Source organism: Franconibacter daqui (genome assembly GCF_014644275.1).
GTDB lineage: Bacteria > Pseudomonadota > Gammaproteobacteria > Enterobacterales > Enterobacteriaceae > Franconibacter > Franconibacter pulveris.
This window is the reverse complement of record NZ_BMKJ01000001.1, coordinates 44,007-61,187: the sequence shown is the minus strand read 5'-3', so window position 1 is coordinate 61,187 and position 17,181 is coordinate 44,007. Positions and strand designations below refer to the sequence as shown.

Annotated in this window: 16 protein-coding genes and 2 pseudogenes; 12 read left to right on the top strand and 6 right to left on the bottom strand. The window is 57.2% G+C overall.

Annotated elements, in window-relative coordinates:
- The first annotated feature begins 168 nt into the window (after positions 1-168).
- Positions 169-1,419 (top strand): MDR family MFS transporter, encoded by a 1,251-nt coding sequence (locus IEX01_RS00315; RefSeq protein WP_188723066.1) that lies wholly within the window; start codon positions 169-171, stop codon positions 1,417-1,419.
- Here the strand turns inward: IEX01_RS00315 and IEX01_RS00310 are convergent.
- Positions 1,388-2,275 carry a LysR family transcriptional regulator gene (locus tag IEX01_RS00310; RefSeq protein WP_024557729.1) on the bottom strand — a complete coding sequence of 296 codons (888 nt, stop codon included), beginning with the start codon at positions 2,273-2,275 and terminating at the stop codon, positions 1,388-1,390. The two genes, IEX01_RS00315 and IEX01_RS00310, sit on opposite strands and share 32 nt — an antisense overlap.
- Before the next feature lie 106 nt (positions 2,276-2,381).
- Between IEX01_RS00310 and IEX01_RS00305 the strand changes: the two genes are divergently transcribed.
- The gene (locus IEX01_RS00305) at positions 2,382-3,764 is read left to right on the top strand and encodes an MFS transporter (RefSeq protein WP_188723065.1); all 1,383 of its coding nucleotides are present in this window, start codon (positions 2,382-2,384) and stop codon (positions 3,762-3,764) included.
- On the top strand, positions 3,761-4,138 hold the full coding sequence (locus tag IEX01_RS00300) for a DUF4440 domain-containing protein (RefSeq protein ID WP_188723064.1): 378 nt from the start codon (positions 3,761-3,763) through the stop codon (positions 4,136-4,138). Before IEX01_RS00305 ends, IEX01_RS00300 begins: the two co-directional genes overlap by 4 nt.
- Positions 4,139-4,279: 141 nt before the next feature.
- Here IEX01_RS00300 and IEX01_RS00295 read toward each other — a convergent pair whose 3' ends face one another.
- Positions 4,280-5,863 (bottom strand): methyl-accepting chemotaxis protein, encoded by a 1,584-nt coding sequence (locus IEX01_RS00295; RefSeq protein ID WP_188723063.1) that lies wholly within the window; start codon positions 5,861-5,863, stop codon positions 4,280-4,282.
- Between the two features lie 141 nt (positions 5,864-6,004).
- Between IEX01_RS00295 and IEX01_RS00290 the strand changes: the two genes are divergently transcribed.
- The 3 genes and pseudogenes from IEX01_RS00290 to IEX01_RS00280 all read left to right on the top strand — a co-directional run bounded on the left by IEX01_RS00290 (position 6,005) and on the right by IEX01_RS00280 (position 7,570).
- Positions 6,005-6,733, top strand: coding sequence for a metallophosphoesterase (locus IEX01_RS00290; protein WP_188723062.1), 729 nt, complete (start codon positions 6,005-6,007; stop codon positions 6,731-6,733).
- Positions 6,734-6,889: 156 nt separating this feature from the next.
- Positions 6,890-7,093 (top strand): annotated as a pseudogene (locus IEX01_RS00285) (UbiD family decarboxylase); the annotation flags it as partial.
- Between the two features lie 90 nt (positions 7,094-7,183).
- Complete coding sequence (locus IEX01_RS00280) at positions 7,184-7,570, top strand: acyl-CoA thioesterase (protein ID WP_029590864.1); 387 nt, start codon at positions 7,184-7,186, stop codon at positions 7,568-7,570.
- 53 nt (positions 7,571-7,623) lie between these two features.
- Here the strand turns inward: IEX01_RS00280 and IEX01_RS00275 are convergent, their stop codons facing one another.
- Positions 7,624-9,219: an ABC transporter substrate-binding protein gene (locus IEX01_RS00275; protein WP_188723061.1), complete on the bottom strand. Its 1,596-nt coding sequence runs from the start codon at positions 9,217-9,219 to the stop codon at positions 7,624-7,626.
- Between the two features lie 117 nt (positions 9,220-9,336).
- Between IEX01_RS00275 and pepT the strand changes: the two genes are divergently transcribed.
- Entirely contained in the window at positions 9,337-10,566 is a 1,230-nt protein-coding gene (pepT, locus tag IEX01_RS00270) for a peptidase T (RefSeq protein WP_024558385.1), read from the top strand.
- Between the two features lie 131 nt (positions 10,567-10,697).
- Positions 10,698-11,144, top strand: a complete 447-nt coding sequence (locus tag IEX01_RS00265) for a hypothetical protein (RefSeq protein ID WP_229701792.1) — start codon at positions 10,698-10,700, stop codon at positions 11,142-11,144.
- 56 nt (positions 11,145-11,200) lie between these two features.
- On the opposite strand, the gene IEX01_RS00260 is transcribed toward IEX01_RS00265, so the two are convergent.
- Positions 11,201-11,908: a DUF3142 domain-containing protein gene (locus tag IEX01_RS00260; protein ID WP_024560489.1), complete on the bottom strand. Its 708-nt coding sequence runs from the start codon at positions 11,906-11,908 to the stop codon at positions 11,201-11,203.
- Positions 11,878-14,022, bottom strand: a complete 2,145-nt coding sequence (locus tag IEX01_RS00255; protein ID WP_188723060.1) for a PA5441 family protein — start codon at positions 14,020-14,022, stop codon at positions 11,878-11,880. The genes IEX01_RS00260 and IEX01_RS00255 overlap by 31 nt, the downstream gene beginning before the upstream one ends.
- A gap of 397 nt (positions 14,023-14,419) precedes the next feature.
- Between IEX01_RS00255 and tssD the strand changes: the two are divergent.
- The 3 genes and pseudogenes from tssD to IEX01_RS00240 all read left to right on the top strand — a co-directional run bounded on the left by tssD (position 14,420) and on the right by IEX01_RS00240 (position 15,817).
- Positions 14,420-14,904 (top strand): annotated as a pseudogene (tssD, locus tag IEX01_RS00250) (type VI secretion system tube protein TssD).
- Entirely contained in the window at positions 14,886-15,269 is a 384-nt protein-coding gene (locus IEX01_RS00245; RefSeq protein ID WP_308423919.1) for a tlde1 domain-containing protein, read from the top strand. Before tssD ends, IEX01_RS00245 begins: the two are co-directional and overlap by 19 nt.
- Positions 15,266-15,817 carry a hypothetical protein gene (locus IEX01_RS00240; RefSeq protein ID WP_188723059.1) on the top strand — a complete coding sequence of 184 codons (552 nt, stop codon included), beginning with the start codon at positions 15,266-15,268 and terminating at the stop codon, positions 15,815-15,817. Before IEX01_RS00245 ends, IEX01_RS00240 begins: the two co-directional genes overlap by 4 nt.
- A 151-nt stretch (positions 15,818-15,968) precedes the next feature.
- Here the strand turns inward: IEX01_RS00240 and IEX01_RS21670 are convergent, their stop codons facing one another.
- Positions 15,969-16,097 (bottom strand): hypothetical protein, encoded by a 129-nt coding sequence (locus IEX01_RS21670; RefSeq protein ID WP_001347255.1) that lies wholly within the window; start codon positions 16,095-16,097, stop codon positions 15,969-15,971.
- A gap of 388 nt (positions 16,098-16,485) precedes the next feature.
- Between IEX01_RS21670 and IEX01_RS21775 the strand changes: the two genes are divergently transcribed.
- The gene (locus IEX01_RS21775) at positions 16,486-17,115 is read left to right on the top strand and encodes a hypothetical protein (RefSeq protein ID WP_188723058.1); all 630 of its coding nucleotides are present in this window, start codon (positions 16,486-16,488) and stop codon (positions 17,113-17,115) included.
- Positions 17,116-17,181 lie beyond the last annotated feature (66 nt).

Sequence of the window (17,181 nt, the reverse complement as noted above, 5' to 3'; positions counted from 1 at the left end):
CGGGGCCTCCGGGCCTTGTCAATCAAGGCGCCGCGCCGCTTAAGGGCGGCTAAATAGTTTTACTTTTAACTATTTGCCGCATAACGATTCTGCTAACCCGATGCAGCGCAACGCCGCGATTCCTGCTACGCTTTTGCGCCGCTAATGGACAACGCAGATGGATGGAGCATGCCTGCCTTTTTTTATCGCCCCCCTTCACGCCTCTGGCCGCCCTTGCTGTTAGGCAGTCAGCTGGTGTTTAACATCGGCTTTTACGCCGTGGTGCCGTTTCTGGCGATTTTTCTGCGTGACGATATGCGCCTTTCCGGCGGGGCCATCGGGCTGGTGATTGGCTTACGCACCTTCTCCCAACAGGGGATGTTTTTACTGGGCGGCGCGCTGGCGGACCGCTTCGGCGCGCGCGGCGTTATCCTCTGCGGCTGCCTGGTGCGCATTTCCGGCTACCTGCTGCTGGCGCTCGGCGCGACGCTCTGGCCGATTGTGCTGGGCGCCTGCTTAACCGGCATCGGCGGCGCGCTCTTCTCCCCGTCGATTGAAGCGCTGCTGGCGAAGGCGGGCACCCAAAGCGAGGCGGCAGGCAAGCGCAGCCGCGCCGAATGGTTCGCCCTGTTCGCGGTCTGCGGCGAGCTTGGCGCGGTGCTTGGCCCGGTGCTTGGTTCGCTGCTGGCGGGGTTCGGCTTCCAGCGGGTGGCGCTGGCGGGAGCGGGCGTATTCGTGCTGGCGCTGCTGGTGCTTTTCTTCACCCTGCCGCGTACCCCGCGCAAGCAGGCGGCGCTGCACATCGCCCCCTGGTGGCAGACCTTCCGCAACCGCCGTTTCGTGGCGTTTATCGTCGCTTACAGCGCCTACCTTTTCAGTTACAACCAGCTCTACCTGGCGCTGCCGGTGGAGCTGCGCCGCTCCGGCAGCAGCGAGAGCGACCTCGGACCGCTTTTTGTGCTCGCCTCGCTGCTGATTATCGCGCTGCAACTGCCGCTGGCGCGCCTCGCCCGGCGCTGCGGCGCGGCGCGCATTCTGCCGCTGGGCTTCGCGCTGCTGGCCGCCGCCTTTGCAAGCGTGGCGCTGTTCGCCGCCGACACGCCGCCCGCAGGCTGGCAGCGGCTGCTGCCCGCCGTCTGCATGGTGACGCTGCTGACGCTTGGTCAGATGCTGATTGTGCCGGTGGGCATGGATTTAATTCCCCGCTTCGCAAGCGACCAGAACCTTGGCGCGCATTACGGCGCGCTGGCTTCCATGGGCGGCCTTGCCGTGCTGGCGGGCAACTTTGCGCTGGGCGGCCAGCTTGACCATGCGTTGACCCCTTCGCCGCAGGCGGCGCTGCCCTGGCTGTGGCTTGCCGCCGTGCCGCTGTGCAGCGCGCTGGCGATGGTGTTTATCTGCCGTCCGTTTACGCGAGCCGCCCGCGCAGGAAGTCGATAAACGCGCGCACCTTTTCCGACACGTGCCCGGTGTCCGGGTAGACCGCGTAAACGCCCTGCGCCGGAAAGCGGTAGTCCGGCAGCAGATGGCACAGGTCGCCCGCTTCCAGCGACGGTCGCGCCAGCCAGTCGGGCAGCAACGCCACGCCGCCGCCCTCCCGGGCGAACGCCAGCAATGCCGAGGCGCTGTCTGCCGACAGCACAGCGGGCCGGGTGATGGCAAAATCCAGCGTCTGCCGCTGTGGGCCGGTGAGCTGCCAGCGCAGAGGCGAAGGCAGACGGCTATGGATTATCCATTCTGCTTGTGCCAGCGCTTCGGGCGAGGCAATGGGGTTTTCTTTCAGCCACTGCCGCGAGGCAACGGGCAGCACCTCAAAACGGGTGAGCAGCGCCGCGCGGTAGGTAGAGTCCGCCAGCGTGCCAAGCCGTATCGCCACATCAAAGCGTTCGGCGATCAGATCGGCATGCTGCGACGACGAGACGTGGCGGATGCGCAGCGCCGGATGCGCCCGCCGAAACGCCGCCAGCGCCGGAATGACTACCTGCGCGCCATATTCGCTGGTACTGGTGATGCGCAACTCGCCGCGCAGCCCGCCGTGATGACGCTGCGCCTCTTCCCGCATCGCCTGCGCCTCCTGCAACAACGCGGCGGCGCGCCGGTAAAAGGCTTCTCCCGCCTCCGTCAGCGCCAGCCGCCGCGTGGTGCGCAGCAAAAGCGACACGCCTAACTCTTTTTCCAGTTGCCGGACGTTAAAACTCACGACCGCTTTAGTCATCCCAAGCGCGGCCGCCGCTGCCGTAAAGCTGCCCGCCTCCGCCACTGCCACAAAGGCCGCCACCCGCTGCAAATTCAGCATACCTGCCCTGCCGATTGTCAAAATAAGGTTGACAGTGTATCAGCCCGCCCCCCGTTTATCCGCCCTGTGCCGCCGCTTACAGTAGGCGTCTACCGGAGGAGGCGTTATGTCTTATCGCAGCAAAGTGGCCGTGGTTTACCTGCTCGGCTTTTTCATCGACCTGATTAATATGTTTATCGCGAATGTCGCTTACCCGGCGATAGCGCATAGTCTGCGGGCTTCCGTCGCCGGACTTGCCTGGGTCAGCAACGGCTACATTATGGGCCTGACGCTGGCCATTCCCCTGAGCGCCTGGCTTACGCAGCGGGCCGGGGCGCGGCAGGTTTTCCTGCTCTCGCTGGCGCTGTTTACCCTTGCCACCGCCGCCGCCAGCTTCGCGGATTCCCTCAGCGCCCTGGTGTTCTGGCGCGTGGTGCAGGGCGCGGGCGGCGGGTTGCTTATCCCGGTAGGCCAGGCGCTGGCCTGGCGGCTTTATGCGCCGCATGAGCGGGCGAAAATCGCCTCGGCGGTCATGCTGGTGGGCCTGCTGGCGCCGGCGCTTTCGCCCGCTGCGGGCGGCCTGTTGATTACGGCGCTCGGCTGGCGCGGGGTCTTTTTCGCCAGCCTGCCGCTGGCGCTGGCCACGCTTGCGCTGGCGTATTGCTGGCTGCGCCGCGAAGCGCCTGCTGACCGGTCGGCCCCGCCAGACGCCGCCGGGTTAGCCCTGGGGTGCGGCGCGCTGTTTCTGCTGCTGTTCGGCCTTACGCGCCTTAGCGGCTCGCACGCAACGGGGCTTGCGGCGCTGCTGCTGTTGGCAGGCGGAACCCTGCTTGCGCTGTTTGCGCGCCGCTGTCGTAAACGCCCCGCCCCTGTGCTCAACCTGAACCTGCTGGACGACCCGCTGCTGCGCTTTTCTATGGCGGTGTACCAGGGCGTGCCGGGCGTGTTTATCGGTATCAGCCTGGTCGCCATGCTCTGGCTGCAAAACCAGCTCGGCCTGACGCCCAGCGCCGCAGGCATGCTGATGATGCCCTGGTCGCTCGGCTCGTTTCTGGCGATTTGCCTGACCGGCAAAACCTTCAACGCCCTGGGGCCGAGGCCGCTGATTATGGCGGGCTGCCTGTTGCAGGCAGCGGGGATCGCGTTGCTCACGCAGATTGAGAGCGGCGAGCAGCAGGCCGCGCTGGCTGGCGCCTTCGCGCTGATGGGCGTGGGCGGCAGTTTGTGCAGCAGCGCTGCCCAGAGCAGCGCCTTTCTTAACACGCCGAATGCCGCCCTGCCGGACGCCGCCGCGCTGTGGAACATTAACCGCCAGCTCAGCTTTTGCTTTGGCGTGGCGCTTTTTACGCTGTTGCTTGACCAGCTCTGCGCGCACTTCGCGCCAGCGCAGGCTTACAGCTGGACATTCTGGTGCGCCGCGCTGGCGACGCTGCTGCCGCTGCCGCTCTGCTTTCGTCTTGATAACCGCGCGGTTAAGCTGCGCCTCGTACCGAAACAGGAGACCTCATGAACCCTTATTTTACCGAAGTGCTGCAAGCACATGTCGCGATTGAAGCCTGGCTAGGCAAAGGCGATGGCGACGTGAACGCCCTTATCGCCCGCTTTAGCCCGGACTATTCCATGATTACGCTTTCCGGCGCGGTGCTGAACCACGAGCAGCTGAGCCAGTTTTTTCTCGCGCAGCGCGCCGCAAAGCCAGGCCTGCGCATTGAAGTGGATGAGATGCGCCTGCTTGCCGAGTGGCCGCAAGGTGCGGCGGTGAGCTACCGCGAACGCCAGAGCCTGCCGGGACAGCCCGCGACCACCCGCCGCTCTACCGTCATTTTCACCTTAAAAGAGAGCCAGCCGCTGTGGCGCCACCTGCACGAGACGGCGGAAGGCTAACCTCCCCGGCAGCAAAAGCGGTTTACGCCCATACTTAAACGCTGTGCAGTTTTGCTTTCAGCGATGCGCCCAACGGCGATGGAGTGAACGCGACAAAAAAGCCGGGCTTACCCGGCTTTTTGCGTCACGCGGTTAGCGCTTTTATGCCGCGACGGGCGTTAGCGCCGCCGCCGTCGGTTGCAGCGGTTTTTCATCGCCGTTAGCCGGCAGCTGGAAAGTGGAAACGGAGGTGTTCAGCTGCGTCGCCTGGTCTTGTAAAGACTGCCCGGCGGCGGCGGATTGCTCAACCAGCGCCGAGTTGTGCTGCGTCATGGCGTCAATCTGGTTCACCGCCTGGCTCACCTGCTGAATGCCCTCGCCCTGCTCTCTGGAGGCGAGCGCGATTTCGCTGACGATATCAGCGACCCGCTTAATCGCCCCTTTCACGTCACCGATGGTCCCGCTTACTTGCGTCGCCTGCGCGGAGCCGTTTTCGATTAATGAAACCGAAGTGGCGATAAGATCCTTAATCTCTTTCGCCGCCGTGGCGGAGCGCTGCGCCAGCGTGCGCACTTCCCCGGCCACCACGGCAAAGCCGCGCCCCTGCTCGCCCGCGCGCGCCGCTTCCACCGCGGCGTTCAGGGCGAGGATGTTGGTCTGGAAAGCGATGCCTTCAATGATATTGGTTATCTCAGAAATTTTGGTTGAACCGGCGCGAATGTCGTTAATCGTGCTGACCATTTGCTGCACCGCAGCGTTGCTGTCGCCGGCAATGTTGTCGGCATCTTTCGCAAGAATGTTGGCCTGATGCGCGCTTTCCACATTCTGGCGAACCGTTTCCGTCAACTGGGTCATGGTGGAGGCGGTTTGCTCAATGGCGGCGGCCTGCTCTTCGGTGCGCGAGGCGAGGTCGGCATTACCCATCACAATTTCGCCAGAAGCGCTGGAAACGGCGCTTGCCGACAGTTTTATGCCGCTCACGATGCCCGCAAGCTGCGATTGCATTTCATTCAGGCTGAACAGCAGGCTGCTGCTGTCGTGCGGCTTCAGCGCCACCGAAGAGGTGAGATCGCCGCTGGCCACTTTTTTGGCGATCAGCGCCGCGTAATCCGGTTCGCCGCCAAGCTTGCGGTACAGGTTGCGGGCAAGGGTCCAGCCCAGCAGGCCGATCACCAGCATCAGCACGCCGCCAATCGCGAGCAACGCTTTCGCGCTCTGCCAGAAGGCCGTGTCGATATCGTCAATGTAATCGCCGGTTCCCACAATCCAGTCCCAGGGTTTAAACCAGACAACGCCGTAGAGCTTTTGTACTTTCTCCGTTGCGCCAGGCTTGGTCCCCCATGCGGTCAGCGTGGCGGTTTCCCGCCCTTCCAGCGCCGCGCGATAGCGTACGCCCGCCTCTTTGCCGCCTTTGGCGTCCACGGTGCCGATACGCTTCGCATCCGGGTGAACGTAGTTGACGTCGTTAGCATACCCCCTTGCCCAGAAGTAAAGCTGGTCGTGCCGCAGGCTGCCGAGAATACGGCGGGCTTCCGCCTGCGCCTGTTCGCGGGTGAGCTTGCCCGCCTGTTCCTGCTCATAGAGTTTGTCGAGGGAGGATTTCGCCAGCGTCACCAGCGTGGTGACCTGCCCGGTGCGCTCCTGCAGCATGGTGTGCTTGAGGGTGGAAAGGGAGACGGCGGCGAGCGTCGTGACGCCAATCAGCGCCACCAGACAGAGCCAGAGAATGTGAGTACGGAGTTTCATTTTTAGCCTTATGTAAAATTTTATTATTCATATAGTTATCGTCTTGTTAATCGATTGCTTTAACTGGTACAACCACTTATACAGGCACAGTGTGAACGGCGCTGATAAGCTGAAATCAACCGGCCGTTACAGGAGGAAGCGATGCGCATTGCGCACATTACCGATATTCACGCCACGCCCGATAACGGCAATCTGGGGCGACTGCGCCGGGTTATACGCTGGCTGGAGACGCTCGCGCCCGATCTGCTGGTGGTGACGGGCGACCTGGTGGATGACGGCTGGTATGAGGGATACGCGATCGTCGAAGCCGAACTGATGCGCGCGCAGTGCCGCCTCCTGATGCTGCCGGGCAACGCAGACAGTCGGGAGGCCATGCGCCATGTGTGGCAGGAAACGATGCGCTGGCCGCTCTGCGGCGCGCTGCACTTTAGCGACGTGATTAACGGCGTTCCCGTGATCGGCATCGATACCACCCTGCCCGGTGAAACCCGGGGCGATATCGCCCCGCATCTGACGTGGCTGACGGAAAAGCTGGCGAGCTTTACGCAGCCCGCGCTTATCTTCACGCACCATCACCTTTTTCGCTGCGGCATCGCGCCGATTGACGAGGTGATGTGCGGCGGCGACGCGGCGTTCTGGCAGGTGATAGCAGGCAACCCCGTTGCGCCGCTCGCGGTGTGCAGCGGCCACGTGCATCGCAGCATGTCGACGACGATAAGCGGCGTGCCCGCCTATATCTGCGGTTCAATCTGCCCTGCGAATCCGTTATGGCTGGACGAAAGCCGGATACCGCCGGTAACCGACCCGGCGGGACTAATGATTTATGACCTGCGAGGCGGTGGTCTCGTGGCAAGCCAGGTGAGCGTTTAGGGTGAGTAAGGACGACAATTCATTTGCCGATGCATTGCCTAACAGGGCGATGGATTTTTGACCGCTTCTGAGCGGGTGATAAACCACGCACTGCTCGCTCTCTTCAGGGCGGTCCAGCGCATCGAGCCAGGCCACATTTTCAAGGCGCATCGCATCGGCGTTCGCGGCCACCAGCTCGACCCTTCGCAGATGCCGGACTACAGCCCTTCCATTCGCGGCCAGGGCATTACCTGCAAGACTATCTTTGATTGCACCGTGCCCTGGGCGCTGAAGTCGCGCTTTGAGCGCGCGCCGTTTGCGGATGTCGACCCCCGCCCGTTCGCGCCGGACTATTTGGCAAAACGGGCGAAAAAACCGTAACCCCACGGGCACGCCGCCGCTCCCGCTTTATTCATCCGCTGAATTATGATCTGATGGGCGCATGACTTAATGCTGAAAAAGGATAAGTAGATGTTCGCTAAACACTATTCGGTTGATGAAAAGCATATCGATTTTCAGGGCGTGGTAGACGGTCTTTATTACCCGTTCTACATGGAGTGGGCGCGCCACGCCTACATGCGGGAAGGGCTGGGCATCGATATTGAAAAAGAGTTCACGTCAGGTCGCCTGTACATGGTGCTGGAGTATACGCTGCGCTTTCGCAAGAGCCTGCAAAAGGGCGACGAGATGGAAGTGACCTGCCAGCTTGTGAAAAACGAGAAGCGCAACCGGGTGAACTTCGAGCAGCAGATTCTGGTGGACGGCAAGGTCTACGCGGAAGCGACGTTTGTCGCCACCTGCCTTGAGAACGGCCGCCCCTGCGTACCGGCCGCCATTGCGGACTATCTGGCCGACTAAAACCGCGCCTTTTCTGACCCGGCGGGGTCCCTCACCCCGCCGTTTCGCCACGCTTACTTGTTAATATCCACCTGATAAAAAATATGCTTGCCGAACGGGTCGATTTCATAGCCCGTCACCTCCTTGCGCACCGGCTCGAAGATGGTCGAGTGGGCTATCATCACCGCCGGCATTTGTTCGTGCATCATCTGCTGGGCCTGCACGTAGAGCGCGGCGCGCTGCGGCTGATCGGTGGTGGCTTTGGCCTCGCTGATGAGCTTATCGAACGGGGCGTAGCACCACTTCGCCGAGTTCGAGCCGCCGTTGGCGGACTGGCAGGTGAAAAGCGGGCCGAAGAAGTTATCCGGGTCGCCCGTCGCGGTGGTCCAGCCCATCAGCGCCGCCTGGTGTTCACCGCCCTTCACGCGCTTGAGGTATTCGCCCCACTCGTAGCTGACGATTTTCGCCTTCACGCCGATTTTCGCCCAGTCGGCCTGGATGATTTCCGACATGCGGCGGGCGTTCGGGTTATAGGGGCGCTGCACCGGCATCGCCCAGAGATCGATGGTGAAGCCCTCCGGCAACCCCGCCTCTTTCAGCAGCGCCTTCGCCTTCTCTGGCGAGTACGCATAATCTTGTAAGCTCTCATCGGCGCTCCAGACGCCCGGCGGCAGCAGGTTTTTCGCCGCGGTGCCGGTGCCCTGGAAAACCGCATCGATAATGGCCGGCTTGTTAATGGCCATCGCCAGCGCCTGGCGCACTTTCACGTTATCCAGCGGCGGCTTCTGGGTGTTGAGCGCCAGGAAGCCGGTGTTCAGCCCCGATTTGCTCATCAGTTTGATATCCGGGTTCGCCTTCATGCGCGGCAGGTCCGCCGGGTTGGGGAAGGCCATCACCTGGCATTCGTTTTTCTCAAGTTTGGCATAGCGCACCGAGGCGTCGGGCGTGATGCTGAAGACCAGCCGGTCGAGCTTCGCCTTGCCCTGCCAGTAGTCATCAAACGCGGTGAAGAGAATGCGCGAGTCTTTCTGATACTGGGTGAGCTTAAACGGCCCGGTGCCGATCGGGTCCATATCCACCCGCTCCGGCGTGCCCGCTTTCAACATCGCATCGGCGTATTCCGCCGACAAGATAGAGGCAAAATACCAGGCGAGATCGGGCACGAACGGCGCTTCCGGGTGGGCCAGGGTAAAGCGTACGGTGTGGTCGTCTATTTTATCTATCGCGGTGATGAGCTTGCCGAACTCCAGGCTTTCAAAGTTGGAGTAGTTGCCGTTAGAGACGTTGTGATACGGGTGCTTTGGGTCTTTCTGGCGCATAAACGAGAAGATAACGTCGTCGGCGTTAAAATCCCGCGTCGGCTTAAAGTATTTATTGCTCTGAAACTTCACGCCCTTGCGCAAATGGAAGGTGTAAACCTTGCCGTCTTCGCTCACCTCCCAGCTTTCGGCGAGGCTCGGCACCAGCTCTGTGGTGCCGGTTTTAAAATCCACCAGCCGGTTGTAGACCGGCACAGCGCTGGCGTCCACGCTGGTGCCGGAGGTGTAGAGCTGCGGGTTGAAGTTTTCCGGTGAACCTTCAGAGCAATAAACCAGAGTTTTAGCGCCAGCCGCCGAGCTGGCTGTCAGGATGGCGAGCGTCAGAGCATGAATCGTGTGCTTGCTAATCATCGTAATTCCTTTATGTTTTTTTACTACGTGCCAAAGGATTCTGATTCTTCGTCACTCATCAATAACATTAAAAACACAACGCAAACACCTGATAACACAAATAGAGAAGGATCCACCATGCCATCTGCGCTCGGTAGTCAATTAACCCAACGCTTCTTTCGCTACCTCGCTATCACCAGCCAGAGTAATGCGTCCGCCACTACCCTCCCCACCACGCCGGGCCAGCATGAGATGGCGCGCGCGCTGGCGGAAGAGCTGAGAATGCTGGGCCTGGAGCAGATAGAGATAGACGAACACGCCACCGTCACCGCGGTGAAAAAAGGCAATGTGGCGGGCGCGCCGCGCATCGGGTTTATCACCCATATCGACACCGTGGACGTCGGCCTCTCGCCGGAGATTCATCCGCAGATCCTCACCTTTACCGGTGAAGATCTCTGTCTGAATGCGAAAGAAGGGATCTGGCTGCGGGTAAACGAACGCCCGGAGATCAAGGCTTACCCGAACGAAGAGATTATTTTCAGCGACGGCACCAGCGTGCTGGGCGCCGATAACAAAGCCGCGGTGACGGTAGTGATGACGCTGCTGGAGAACCTGACGCCAGAGATGCGGCACGGCGATATCGTGGTGGCGTTTGTGCCGGATGAAGAAGTCGGCCTGCGCGGCGCGAAGGCGCTGGATTTGACGCGTTTCGACGTGGACTTCGCCTATACCATCGACTGCTGCGAGCTGGGCGAAGTGGTGTATGAGAATTTCAACGCCGCGCAGGCGGAGATCCGCTTTACCGGCGTGACGGCGCACCCGATGGCCTCTAAAGGCGTGCTGGTAAACCCGCTGCTGATGGCGACGGATTTCATCAATCACTTCGACCGCCAGCAGACGCCGGAGCACACCGCCGGGCGCGAGGGCTATATCTGGTTTAACGGCATGCAGGCGAGCCAGAACAGCGCGCTGCTGAACGCCAGCATTCGCGATTTCGACCTCGCCTCTTTTGAGCGCCGTAAGCAGCAGCTCAACGACGTGGCGCAGAAGATTGCCGCCGAACACCCGACGGCGAAGGTGGAAGTGAGCATCAGCGACGTGTACAGCAATATCAGCAACGCGATTGGTGAAGACCGCCGACCGATTGAGTTGATTTATCAGGCGCTGGATGAGCTGGGCATTACGCCGAAAACCATCCCAATGCGCGGCGGCACCGACGGCGCGGCGCTTTCCGCCAAGGGGTTATTAACGCCGAACTTCTTTACCGGCGCACACAACTTCCACTCGCGCTTTGAGTTCCTGCCGATTACCTCGTTTGAGGCGTCTTATCACGTGGCGCTGAAGCTCTGTTTGCTGGCGGCGAAATAACGTTAAGGGGCCGGGAGACCGGCCTTTTTTATTTCTGGTAGCTGGCTACCTCCGCTTCGCCAGGGTATTTATGTCGCAGGTTATCAACGCGATGCTGTTTCGCTGAAAGTAAAAAAAAAGGACAGGGTTAAATGAAGGGTTATAACGGCCTGATTATGGCGGGGTTAATTGGTTTGTCTTTACCTGCGTACGCAGACATTACCTATTTCTCATGCGAAACCGGGAAAGGCACGGTCGCGTTGAAAGAAGCGAGCGGCGTGCTTCACTATACGATGACCAAAAACGGCAAAGAGGCGTTCAGTTTTGCCTCGAAGGGGCAAGATTTTGCGGGCTTTACGTATAATCACTACGCCCGCTACCAGACGGATTACCTGAATGTCTCCTTCAGCAATGGCGGATACCGGTACCTGGTGTTCAGCAATGAAGAAGGTAATCAAGAGCGCCGCGGCGTGACGGTCATTAACCTGAAAAACAGCAAAGATTATACTTACGATTGCACGTCTGCGGCCGTGGATCGCCTGAATGAGTTATCAGAGAAGCTGACGTGCGACATCGACTCGGCTCAGGGGTGCGAGTAGCCCTGCCCTGCTCTTTTTTCTTCACCGGCTTTTTGCGCTGCCCGGCGCCATCGGCCTTATGGCTTAAGCATAAAGACCACGGTGCCGCGATACCAGGGTGAGGCATTTAGCTGCGCCTCGGCCTGCGGTTCGCGGCTGCCGTTTTGCACCAGCCCAAGCTTAAACGGGATACGCAGCCGGGCGAGCGCGGGCAGGTACGCCTGATAATTCGCAACCGTATGCCGCCCCTGATAGCTTTGCACCACCAGTTCATCCACCGGCAGCGCATTCAGCGTGGCCACCTCGCCCGTTTTGGCCCAGTCGAGCAGCCCGGTAACGCCCAGCGCAAATTCCGGCGGCAACTGCTGGCGTAGCTCACGCAGAAAACGGGCGTAGTCTGCAAGCTGATGCGTCGCCGCATCAAAATCGACCTGCAACCCCACCACGTGATTCCCCGCCGCCTGCCAGCGTTGCATCAGCCGGACAAGCCGCGCCGGGATCGCCTGTGGCACCTCCAGCGTGGTGAAGCGCACGGTTAGCCAGATAGACGGAAACGTCAGGCGGCTGACCGGCAGCCCGAGTCGTTGAAACACGACCTGGCCCGAGCGCGTCAGCACCTCGCCCTGATGAAGATAGACCGTCTGCGCGTTTCGCAGCTCGTCGCTGGCCTTCACGCCGGACCACAGCCAGAAGGCGGCGTGGCGGCTTGCCGACACCGTCTCCGCCGCCTGCGCCTGGCCTGCCAGCAGCGCGGTTACCAGTAGTATTTGAGCTGTTGCGCCCACGGGCTCCCCGGATACTGCGTTTTTAACTGTGTGAACCACCCTTTGCGCTTCAGCTTATCGACCTCTTCCCCGCCGCAGTCGTTCGCGCCGGAGGGGGCATAACACATAATGGCGCGATAGAGCGCATAGCTTTTATCTTCGGGTTCCGCTTTGGGTGACGCGATGATGCGCTGGTAATAGCGCTGGCGATCGGACTGGCCGAACGGCTCCTTGCGGGAGATTGCCGCTTCGAGGACGCCATTGCCCGCACTCTCTTTCCACAAATCAACCTGCGTGCGCGTGGTGCGGAAAAACTCGCCCAGGCAGTTCAGCGCGTGCGGGTCTTTCGCGTTCTTGCCAAGCACGGTGACGGTTTCATGCAGGCTCTGGCAGACGTAACCCGGCTCGGCGGTGTCGCCGTTCCAGTCGAAAATGCTCAGGTTGACGTCGTCGAAGGCTTCACCAGTGACCGGCTGCGTAATGGCGCTGACGAGTTTTTTGTCATTCAACCAGTCACCGAAGCGGTTTTCGGTTAAATCGCGCACCAGCAGCGTGTGCAGGGCAATGGTGCGCTCCTCGCTGTTCGGCCCCATTGTCGCCTGCTGGCGCAATAGCTCAGGCGAAGCCTGGGTTTTCAGCACGCGGGAGCGATAGCGCAGACTGGTGACGGCGCTGTCTGGCGCGAATACCGCCGCCGTGTCGCCCATGTAAACCAGCGTGGCGGCGAGCTTAGCCTGTACATACTGCTGCTGCTCGTTATCCTGGCTAAGCTTCAGCAACCGCAGCCAGAAATCACGCGCGGCGGGCCACTGCTGTTGCGCCATCAACGCCTCGCCGTAGATAACCTGCTCGCTGAAGACGAGGATATCGTGCGCGGGGAGCGTCTGTGCGGGCGCCACCTCCTGCAGCACAGCGGCGTAGTTGCCCGTCGCCATCCACAGGTTGAGTTGCAGGTTGCGCCACAGCGGCAGCTTGCCGCCTTTTTCAAACGCCGGTTTGCTGGTATTCAGCGCGTCCTGCGTCAGTACCGGTTTATTGTCGCTGTTGAGGCGAAGGGCGCGCAGCAGTTCGATAAAGCTCACCAGCGACGCTTCGGGAAACGCCTCTGTTAGGGGTTGCTCGTAGAACTGCATGCCAAAGACATTATCGTATTCAGTTACCAGACCGCGCAGCGCCTGCGGACTGGCGGCGTGCTGGAACGCCTGCTCGTAGCGTTCCGCCAGTTGCGGCCAGGCCTGCAGATACCAGTTAATGCGGCGCAGCATGCCGCGTGCGGAGTCGGCATAGCGCCCCTGCGGCCAGCGTTGCAGATAAGCCTGCGCCGCGTTTTGCGCCTGGACGACATCGTCATGGCTGACGCGCGTCACGTCAAAATCGCCATACTCGCCCGTGCTCTGCTGGCTGCTTTTGTTAAGCGCCGTGCGCATCAGCATGTACTGCGCGGTTTCAGCTAACCATGGGCTATCGCTTTTCACCAGCGCGCTGAACCCCTGCGCAGCGCCTGCGTAATCCCCCTCATAGAACCGGGCGGCGGCGTCCAGATACGCTTTATATAACGCAGGCGCACCGGCCGGGAGCGCGGCTAACGAAGCGCTAACCTGCTCGCTGGTCGCGCCGGATAAAAGCGCCACCCGCGCCTGCGCCAGCGCGTGGCGCTGCTCAGGCGTTAATGCGCCATCCACCAGCAGCACTGCAAAAAACAGGCTTACGCTTTCTGTGTTATTCGAGACGAAGCGGTTTTCCTGCTCGCCGTTATCGGCGCGCATTGCTGCGGGGTCGATTTGCAGCGCGGCCAGTTGTTCAGCGAGGGCTTTATCTTCGATGGGCGCAGCGTCGGCAGAGGTAGATTGTGGGCTAACGTCATCCCACTGCGGATGGTAAGCGAAGTAGAAATCGCGGGAGCGCGTGATATCCGCAGGCATCGGCTGCACGGGCAGCGCGAACGACTTTGCCTCACTCAGCAAGCGCAGCAGGTTGTCGCGGGAATCATTATCCGGCGCCAGAACAGGAGCGCCTTTCAGCAGGCAGGTGTCGTCGCTCCAGGTGCAATCTTCCATATCGGAAGAGGCGAAGGCATGCGGGGTGTGCGCTAACAGCAGGCTTACAGTGACTGCGAGAGGGATCTTCCTGACCATAGCGTCAGTCCTTGTGGTTGTTTTTTATGGGCAAGATTTATATAGGGGAATGGTTTTGGCGGCAATAACTATGTATTTTCTACCCCGCTTCGCCATTTCTGGCACGGCTCAAGGTTGTTCATACCTGCCTGTAAACGCTCCGGCAACAAGCACACTTGCCTCCTTCTTACCGTTCTTACGAGGCAAAGTTAATAAGAAAGCGAAAGGGCCGAACGCTTCAGAGTTATTAGAAATAAATCAAAAAGTCGAAAGAATGATCTTGATAACAGTAAAGATTTGAGTCAAACCCCAAACCCGAAAAGGCTTGACTCAGATCATTCGACGTTTATTTTGCTATATCGCCTGACTCAATTCCGTAAAAAATAAAGCTCCACTTTAATGACATGGAGTTTATTAAATGGCTATACCTGTTTATTTATGGCTGGAAGATGTTAACGGATCTTTTATTAAAGGTTCTGTTGATATCTTCGGACGTGAAGGCTCTATCGAGGTTCTTGAATCTATGCATCCGTAGAGCTTCCTGTCGATCCGCATAGCGGTAAAATTATTGGAACACGCCTGCACAGCGGTTACGCTTTCATGAAAGAAGTTGATAGCGCCTCGCCTTATCTTTATCAAATGCTTACTACAGGCAGTAAGCTAAAGAAAGCAACCTTCAAATTTTACCGAATTAATTACAACGGTATCGAAGAAGAGTATTTCAGGGTAATACTTGAGAGCGCTCATGTGCTGGAAGTCGAACCATTCATGATGGATACCAAAAAACATAAGTGGGAAAAACATAATCATCTTGAATATGTTGATTTAGGTTATGAGAAGATAAGCTGGCATTATTTAGACGGCAATATTATTCACTCTGATACATGGAAGGAAAGGAGCTAGTCATGGCATGGGAATATGACGTTACGACACATACATTTACCAGAAATGGCGAGAGCTATACTGCAAACTATGCCGGGGCATCAGGGTATAAGAATGACAGCGCTCAGGAGTGCGTAGCAAACAAAGGACCACTTCCGAGAGGCACTTATACAATAGGTGCTCCACATCATTCAGCCCATACCGGGAAGTACACGCTGGACTTAACGCCAAATTCTTCGAATAACATGTGTGGACGGACGGCATTCAGAATTCACGGGGCCAGTAAAGCGCATCCACTGGACTCTTCTGAAGGGTGTATCATTGCCCCGCTGAGTGTTAGAAAAAGTATATGGGAAAGCGGCGACACGGAGTTGAAAGTAAAATGATTAAAAAAGCGCTGATACTTACCTTACTGACATCTCAAAGCGTTTTAGCCACTCAAATGGAAGCGTTTATACAGAAACACTATGATGAAACAGGCGAGGAAACAGAGGTTCAAAAAGACTTAACGCCCTCTATCGTCATCGGTAATCAACAAATAGTTATGGAGATACAGACTCTTGACGATGTTCATAAGCTAACCAAAGCGCCAATACAAGAAAGCCGCCATTACAAGTGGTTATGCATTACCGATAAAAAAGACGTCAGTTATGCTTTTATCTCAGACAATGCTATGGGGCGCGGTAACTTAACTTCTGTTGTGTTACTGGAAGATGGCGAAGGATGTGAAGTTTTTAATGGTCAGCTAAGTATAACGATAAAAGATGTTCCTTTGCTTTCCGCTACTAATAATAAACTGATTAAGGCATACGGCCAGATAGCGGATGCATATTATAATTATAAACCTGTTAAAGATGGATTTACGCAAGCAAATACCATCCAATACTTTCCCGATGAGAAAGGCGTTATTATTTATCAAATTACAACAAATTGAACAAAATCTTATCAGCACCATTGAATTAAAGAGTCGGTCATAAATATTAAACCAGCCCCATAACGGGAATAATTTTGGCCGTATCGATAACATAAAGAGTGTTTTTGTAGATTAACCAGGGTACAGACACTTTCTCTGGACCCTGACGATCTTACTTACCAGTGGATTTGCTGGGCTTTAATCCCGGCGTATTGCCGGGCGTATCTTTATTATCACGACGGCGTTGATCAGGTTTTCCTGTTGATTTGGCAATTGGTTTAGGACCAGGTTTAAGACCCATAATACTCATCCTTTAAATGCATGAATTAGAAGCCCTCAGCAGTAATGCAGAGAACGTTGTAAACATTATCAAGATAAATATCTACTGCCAAGGATTAATTTACTATTATGTGAGGAGTAGCATCTTCTGAAGAATAATGGAGATGAGGAGATATTTTTATTGCGCTACAAGCAAAAATCATCAAGCAAAGAGCGTACCAACTCATAGTAATAAACAGCAACGGAGTGTAAGTTACTATCAAATTGTAAGTAACAATATTTTATTGACACTATGAATGAATAAAGGGTTTCAGATTCTATTATCATATAATAGCTGCCATATAAAGCTCCTGAATGCGGGTTAATAATTTCGCTCTAGATTATCCATAGAAATATATAATTGAGGAATCATGAAAAAAGACACCAAACGTGGCAATGCCTTAATCAGCGCCTTAAAATCTGATGAAATAGTCGAGTTGAGCAAGGAATATATCGAGCTTGGTATTGATTCTTTGATTGAATCAGATGTGTTTGAATCTATTCCTTTTGTTGGTACGGCAATCGGGCTATATAAAGCCGCCGGTTCTGTCAGGGATCAATTATTTATTGAAAAGGTAATTCGTTTCCTTACTCATTTCTCAGACCTGCCTGATGCTGAACGTATTAATATGACCGAACGATTAAATGAGGATGATAAATTCGCTGGTAAAGCTGGCGCTAAATTGATTGAAATCATCGACCGGATGGAATGCGAAGACAAACCTGAAGTTGCAGCAGAGTTCCTTAAGGCATTCGGACGGAAAGAGATCGATTTTAATGTTCTTCGTCGCTTGCTCGTTGCTCTTGAACGAGTTCCCTCATTTGATATTAGAAAACTGGCGGTATTTGCTGCGATCGACCCTGACCAACCAATGAAAATGGAGGATGACTTTTTAGACAGTCTCGTTAATGCCGGAATGGCAAAGAGTAACGGGGCATGGAAAAGCATTATTGTCCCCACGGAGTTATGTCGTACTTTTGTACGCGCCGGAAAATTATAAGTAATCTGGCTTTTTCTTGTACCTGCAGAGGATTTACTTGCTGGCCTGCCTGACAGGCATCCCAAC